The sequence below is a fragment of the Sutcliffiella rhizosphaerae genome (assembly GCF_917563925.1).
GTDB lineage: Bacteria > Bacillota > Bacilli > Bacillales > Bacillaceae_I > Sutcliffiella_A > Sutcliffiella_A rhizosphaerae.
Map to the genome: position 1 here is coordinate 1 of NZ_CAKJTJ010000070.1, position 6,529 is coordinate 6,529.

The following is a 6,529-nucleotide window of genomic DNA, read 5'->3' on the forward strand; positions in this document are numbered from 1 at the left end:
GCTCGCGGGTCACCCGCGGAAAGCGAAGTCTTGCACGGAAATCAATAGCGGTATTTATTGTCGGCCATTATATTGTTCGTCTTTTTGTTTGTGTTCTTTAGTTTTGTCCCAGCCTCTTTCTAATGGAAAAATTCATGGTATTATTGGATATAACAGGAAATATATAATTTTATAGATTCTTTTGTGGGGGAAACAAATGAAGTTAAAATTCGCTATTACAAAGCGTTATCACATTCAGCAGATTTAGAATTTAAAGGGAATGAAAACATAAAATTAATATCTTACGAATACAAGTCATCTTCCTCAAGCATAAATGCCTCTGTGTATATTGCTGATATTTTAGAAAATCAAAGAAATTTATCATCGGGGCAAGTAAGTACTAATGGAACAGGGTCCGAGAGGAAAGTAAAGATGTAACCATTACGGTAAATTGAGAGACAGATAGTGGAAAATATGAAGAAACAATAGTTTTTGACAATAACTAAATAGTAACAACCCTTAATTGTACGATTTAAATTAGGGGTTTTATTTTATTGAAATCATAAAAGGGGGAAGGAAGAATGGCACTTTTAAGATATGGATATGGCCTAGATTCCAACGGATATATAGTCAGCGATGTTGAAATGGAGAAGATAAATTCTATCTATTTGCCATGCATTCAAGAATCTATAGAAGGTCTAAAAAAGTTATTCCATCAAAAATTACATAGTGTGTATGTGTATGGAAGTGTAGCTAGAGGTGACGCGATTCCTCCTAAATCAGACCTGGACCTTATCGCTTTGTTTAATGATAACTTGAGCTCTGATGAGTTGGAGGAACTAAAGCAACTTGGTGGAGAATTGTCTCAAAAGTATGCAAACCTCATTCGAGAAGTCGGTATTTCAGTAGCATATTATGAACAAACCTTTGATCCAGCCAATTATTACGAAACTGCATTTATTAAGGAAATTAGTGTTTGTATATATGGGGAGGATGTAGGAGAGCAATTTGGTCCTTATAAGCTTACATCAGAAATAGCCATCAGCTTTAATGGAGACATTAAGGCTGTACTTATGCGAACGTTAAAGAGATTAGAAGCAGCAACAGATGAAGATTTTAAGAGATTTTCGCAAAATTTTGCCCGTAAGCTCATCCGAACATACTATTCTATGGTAATGGTACGTTCTCAAATTTGGACGACAAGATTACGCGAACAAGCGGAAGTCTTCATTCAACACTTCCCAAGTAAAGAATCTATTATCCTTTCACTATTAAACTGGGTAGATGAACCTCCAATGGATCGTGAGATTGTTTATGACTTGTTTAAGAGAGAGGGTGAGTGGGCTACTGCGAATTTTGTACGGGAAGCTAGTATGACTTCTTAAACTAGATTACTTGTAAAAACGGAAATCTGAACGGTATCGAAGGAGGATATTTAATGGAACAGTTAGTAGATTATTCTCTTCGGATTACACCTGGGCTGCTGTTACTTACTATTACATATTTAATACTCCCTAAAAAAACGATAGCCTTTCCTTGCTTCTGGATTGCTTTAAACAAAATATATTAAAAACGCTTGGAAATCTCCAAGCGTTTTTATCCGTTTATTTATTAGAAATCCCCGACTGCATGCTGTAATTTCTCAGCAGCATCCCATTAGATCTCATCATTCCAAACTTCTCATAATATGGGACTAAATCATCATCACAGCATAAATCCACCATGTAAATGTCCTTCAGCTCTTTTAGCATTCGTTTCACTAACTCCTTGCCAATCCCTTTATTTTTATAGGCAGGCAATACTTCAAGAAGCGGAATGTAGGCAGTTAACACTTCATCGCTAATGGCAGTGATGAACCCTACCACTTGCTTATCCTCGATTGCGACGACCACTTTACTACTATTTTTCAATAATGTTAAGTGAGTTTCTTGGTTTGGCGGATTTGGCCAATCCACAAAGAATCCTTCTAACATTTCTGGTGAAATCCCAGTAAGGGAGGTTTTATATATCATTCAAAATCAGCTCCTAGGTTTTAAAATGTTTTTAGGAAGCTGATAGATCAAAAATAAAGTAACAAGCGGTATTACCCCCAGACTTTCTTTGGATAGATTATATAATTCTACAAAAATTGTAAAAATCCTTTTATCAATCCTTCTTAAACACAGTTTTTATCCATTTATGGCAAATTAGTGACATTAGTCAAATTTTCTAGAAAGATCCCGCTTTCACTGGAAAATTATATTTAATTGGACAGATGATTCTTCTACTTGGACTATTACTGTTGGTAATTTATCCAGTACCAATAGATACGAACTTTTGACTGCTTTTAAAGCTAAGGTAGTTTAATATAACATTACTGGGGTAAAAGTTGACAATACTGTAAATTTTGAAACTGGTTTATTTGGAAATGTCAAGACTAATGCAAAACTAAACTTTACAGTATCATATAGTTATTAAACTCTAGACTAAAGGGGTAGATATCCTATGAGCGAGAAACTATATCGTTTGATTGTCTCATTTTGTTTAATAATTATTGCTTTTAGTTTCCTCTATATAGCTATAAAATTTAGTGAATTGTTAGAGATATTAAAGCTAATAGATAATAATCTTAATTTTTTTGGACAATAATAAAAAAAGCTATTATAACTTTTTTAAAGTAGTTTTCAGCTTGTAGACAAAGTCTAGTTACTAGGCAGGTCTATAGGCTTTTTTAGATGTTACCGAAACAATCGCTGGAAGGGCGCTATTAAGTTTCCATGATAGCTCTAGATCATATTGTTCCTAATGATCATCTTATGCGTAAGTTTGAAAAAGCCATGGGTTTTACCTATATTTATGACTTAGTGGAAGATAAATATTCTACGGATAATGAACGTCCTAGTATTGATCCAGTTGTTGGTATTTATTTGGCATTCGAGAAATGCAACAAACCATTCGAGAAATAGAAACCAATGTGGCGTATCGTTGGTTCGTTAGGTTTTGGCTTCGATTAACCGATTCCTCATTTCTCTACGTATGGTATGAACTATACCCGCAGGTTCAAAGATACAGAAATCTTCTACCATATCTTATCATTCTTGCCACTCAAGTTACAGGAGCCAATGTACATGATAGTCGCATGTGAAATCCCTCGTGAATAAAGTGAAGGAAAAAGTAGGAAAACCCACAGCTGTTGCGGTGATATAATTTATACTTAACCGAATTTTTACCTTGACCTTTATGCATGAATAATTTACCATTGTTGTAATATAAATGTAAGCAATGATGAAGAAGAGTAAACGTTATGAACGCTGTAGAGAGCTGATGGTTGGTGGGAATCAGTGCGGAACTATCGTTGAATGGGCTTCTGAGCTACTGAACTGAAACGATAGTAGGTTTAGCGGAATGTCTTACCGTTAAAAGAGACTAAGTATAGACTTTGGTTCTGTACGGATTAAGTGCGTTTATTTTTTGTAAACGAATGAAGGTGGCACCACGGGTTACTCGTCCTTGTATGTAGGATGGGTAGCCCTTTTTGTATGCAAATTTAAAGTAGGTCGGAGGGTTTTTAATGAGGAAAACAGTATTAACTGGAATAAAGCCAACTGGGGAAATTCATTTAGGGAATTATATAGGGGCTATTAAGCCGGCTTTAGAGCTAGCAAGGGTTCAAGAGTATAAAGCGGCTTATTTTGTTGCAGATTATCATGGTATGACAAAAGTTCATAATCCAGAAGAATTCAGACATCTATCCTATGGGATTGCAGCTACTTGGTTAGCATTAGGATTGGATCCTGAAAAGGTGATTTTTTATCGACAATCGGATGTTCCAGAGATTTTTGAGTTGAATTGGATATTAAGCTGCTTTTCGTCTAAGGGCTTGATGAATCGGGCTCATGCATATAAAGCAATGGTAGATCAAAATAAACAATCGAATAATGATAAAGATTTTGGAGTCAATATGGGCTTGTTTAACTATCCTATTTTAATGGCTGCTGATATTTTAATGTTTAAAACAGAAGTGGTGCCTGTTGGAAAAGATCAAATTCAGCATGTTGAGATTGCAAGGGATATCGCGGAAAGTTTTAATAACAATTATGGAGAGACATTTTTATTACCAGAATACCAAATACAAGAAGAAACAGGAGTTCTGCCTGGACTAGATGGACGGAAAATGAGTAAAAGTTATCAAAATACAATTCCGCTTTTTGTAGAGCCGAAAAAATTGCAACAGCTTATAAACAAGATCAAAACAGACTCACTTCCACCTGAAGCACCAAAGGATCCTCATACATCGAGCGTTTATTTTCTGTATAAGGAATTTGCTACAGAAGCGGAAGCATTAAGAATGAAGGAGCAATATTTAAAGGGAATTGGGTGGGGAGAGGCCAAGAAGGAACTGTTTACTGTGATGAATAAGTTTTTAGCAGAACCACGAGAGAAATATAATGAACTAATGTCTTCACCAGAAATGATAGATAGTATTCTAAAAGAAGGCGCTGAAAAAGCGAGATCTATAACTGTTCCATTTTTACAAGAAATAAAAAGTAAGATTGGTTTTCATGTTTCATAACATCGACAGGATCGAACGAGATCCTGTCTTTTCTAATGGTTGATGGTTATCAGGGAAAGACGGACTGAAAAGTGATTTCACGCTAAAAATGCCAAGCATTCAAATACCTACTGTCATAATATATGGAATCGAGGAAAGAACAGTCCCTGTCTCACATACTCAAAAAGCCCGCCAACTTATCCCAAACTCTGAACTGGTCCTTATAAATGAGGCTAGACACTGGTCGCAAAATGAAAAACCAGAAGAGTTCCTGCGTCATTTAAAAGGATATTTGTCCATGTGATATTACGAATGGTCCGACAAATGCATTGCGATAAATTCAGCATCAAGGCTGACTCCACATATTAGTGCTGAACCTCGCTGATGCTGCCATGGTAAACCGATAAAGTATAGTCCTTTAATTGGGGTGATGCCTCTGTTGTGGATGGGCATGCCTTTGCCGTCAGTTAGACCTTCTATAGCAATCCAATCATATGAAGGGATGAATCCAGTTGCCCAGATCACACTATCATAGTGCTGCGTTGTTTTGTCTTCAAAAGTTACTTCATGGCCACTTAGGGAAATTGCTTTAGGCTTTCTCTCCACCTTATTCATTTTGATTAACCTTTTCAGTTCCTTCCCAAAAATCGGGTCTTTTTGTTTTTGAAACCACTTTCCCTTTACAGTATCTTTTCCTGCGTAGAGAAGTCCGGTCCTATCTAACCATGAAAAAATACTTTTTCCGAAGAGGTGTAGCGGTAAAAATTTGAAAGGATGATTCACAGCGATGGTAACGTTTTTCTGCTTTGCCAACTCAACAGCGATCTGTGCTCCTGAATTCCCTCCACCAACAACTAATACTGATTCTCCCAGTATTTCTTCAGGTGATTGATAGTGACTAGAGTGGCTTTGGTGAATGTCCGTTTGTTCCTTTACAATTGAAGGGATGTAAGGCTTTTGAAAGGCTCCAGTTGCCACTATTACATGGTGCGCTTCTATTAAACCTGTGTTGGTTTCAATAATAAATGTATCTTTCTTATTTTTAGTGAGGCGGATAACTTTGGTGTTAGGCAGGATAGGGAGGTTGAAGTGTTTTACATAAGACTCTAAATAATTTGCAACATCATCCTTTGAGGGAAATTCCCCTTTTGGACCATCCATTGGCAGTTCAGGCAGACTGCTATATTGCCGAGGAGTAAACAATACTAATGATTTGTATCTATTTCTCCAAGAAGCACCTACCTCTTTGTTCTCATCAAGAATGACAAATGATTTTCCTGCTTTTTTTAAATAATATCCCATCGTAATGCCAGCTTGTCCGCCACCGATAATGACGGTTTCGTATATATGCATATGTACACTCCTTATTTGAGCGGAAGTATTGGTTGTTCCAGGTAATAATGATTCAGTAAGCACTCGGAAAAAAATGCGGGACAGAGTAAGTGCAAAATCCAAAAGTCAGTCCAGCAAGAGTCGGTTGCTGGACTGGAAAGGCTTGAAATTGCAAAGTTAGTCAGCAAGAGCTGGATGCTGGACTGAAAAAGCTTGGAATTGCAAAGCTAAGTTTAGTGGACACAAATCAAGAATCCGCGCAATGTACGTGTTGCAAAGCCAAGTATAGTGGACACAAATCAAGCTTCTGCGCAATATTCGTGTTGCAAAGCTAAGTATAGTGGACACAAATCAAGAATCCGCGCAATGTACGTGTTGCAAAGCCAAGTATAGTGGACACAAATTAAGCTTCCACACAATGTACGTGTTGCAAAGCGAAGTATAGTGGACAATAATCAAGCTTCTGCGCAATGTACGTGTTGCAAAGCCAAGTATAGTGGACACAAATCAAGCTTCTCCGCAATATTCGTGTTGCAAAGCCAAGTATAGTGGACACAAATCAAGAATCTGCGCAATGTACGTGTTGCAAAGCAAAGTATAGTGGACACAAATCAAGCTTCTGCGCAATGTACGTGTTGCAAAGCTAAGTTTAGTGGACATTAATCAAGCTTCTGCGCAATGTACGTG

At 37.0% G+C, this 6,529-nt stretch carries 6 protein-coding genes, 1 pseudogene and 1 other annotated feature; of the genes and pseudogenes, 5 read left to right on the top strand and 2 right to left on the bottom strand.

What is annotated here, in order from left to right; all coding sequences use genetic code 11:
* Nucleotides 1-560 precede the first annotated feature (560 nt).
* Nucleotides 561-1,364 (top strand): nucleotidyltransferase domain-containing protein, encoded by an 804-nt coding sequence (locus tag LRP81_RS22770; RefSeq protein ID WP_230505448.1) that lies wholly within the window; start codon nt 561-563, stop codon nt 1,362-1,364.
* Between the two features lie 53 nt (nt 1,365-1,417).
* Nucleotides 1,418-1,549 (top strand): hypothetical protein, encoded by a 132-nt coding sequence (locus LRP81_RS23305; protein WP_263458281.1) that lies wholly within the window; start codon nt 1,418-1,420, stop codon nt 1,547-1,549.
* A gap of 34 nt (nt 1,550-1,583) precedes the next feature.
* Here the strand turns inward: LRP81_RS23305 and LRP81_RS22775 are convergent, their stop codons facing one another.
* A complete protein-coding gene (locus LRP81_RS22775; protein WP_230505450.1) occupies nt 1,584-1,991 on the bottom strand; it encodes a GNAT family N-acetyltransferase in 408 nt (135 codons plus the stop codon).
* Nucleotides 1,992-2,735: 744 nt separating this feature from the next.
* Here LRP81_RS22775 and LRP81_RS22780 point away from each other — a divergent pair.
* From LRP81_RS22780 to LRP81_RS22790, 3 genes and pseudogenes are all read left to right on the top strand, one after another.
* A pseudogene (locus LRP81_RS22780) lies at nt 2,736-3,047 on the top strand (transposase); the annotation flags it as partial.
* A gap of 184 nt (nt 3,048-3,231) precedes the next feature.
* Nucleotides 3,232-3,473, top strand: a binding site (T-box leader).
* A gap of 56 nt (nt 3,474-3,529) precedes the next feature.
* Nucleotides 3,530-4,531 carry a tryptophan--tRNA ligase gene (locus LRP81_RS22785; RefSeq protein ID WP_230505452.1) on the top strand — a complete coding sequence of 334 codons (1,002 nt, stop codon included), beginning with the start codon at nt 3,530-3,532 and terminating at the stop codon, nt 4,529-4,531.
* A gap of 88 nt (nt 4,532-4,619) precedes the next feature.
* Nucleotides 4,620-4,814: an alpha/beta fold hydrolase gene (locus tag LRP81_RS22790; protein ID WP_230505454.1), complete on the top strand. Its 195-nt coding sequence runs from the start codon at nt 4,620-4,622 to the stop codon at nt 4,812-4,814.
* A 2-nt stretch (nt 4,815-4,816) separates the two neighbouring features.
* On the opposite strand, the gene LRP81_RS22795 is transcribed toward LRP81_RS22790, so the two are convergent.
* On the bottom strand, nt 4,817-5,863 hold the full coding sequence (locus LRP81_RS22795) for a flavin-containing monooxygenase (RefSeq protein ID WP_230505457.1): 1,047 nt from the start codon (nt 5,861-5,863) through the stop codon (nt 4,817-4,819).
* Between the last annotated feature and the right edge of the window lie 666 nt (nt 5,864-6,529).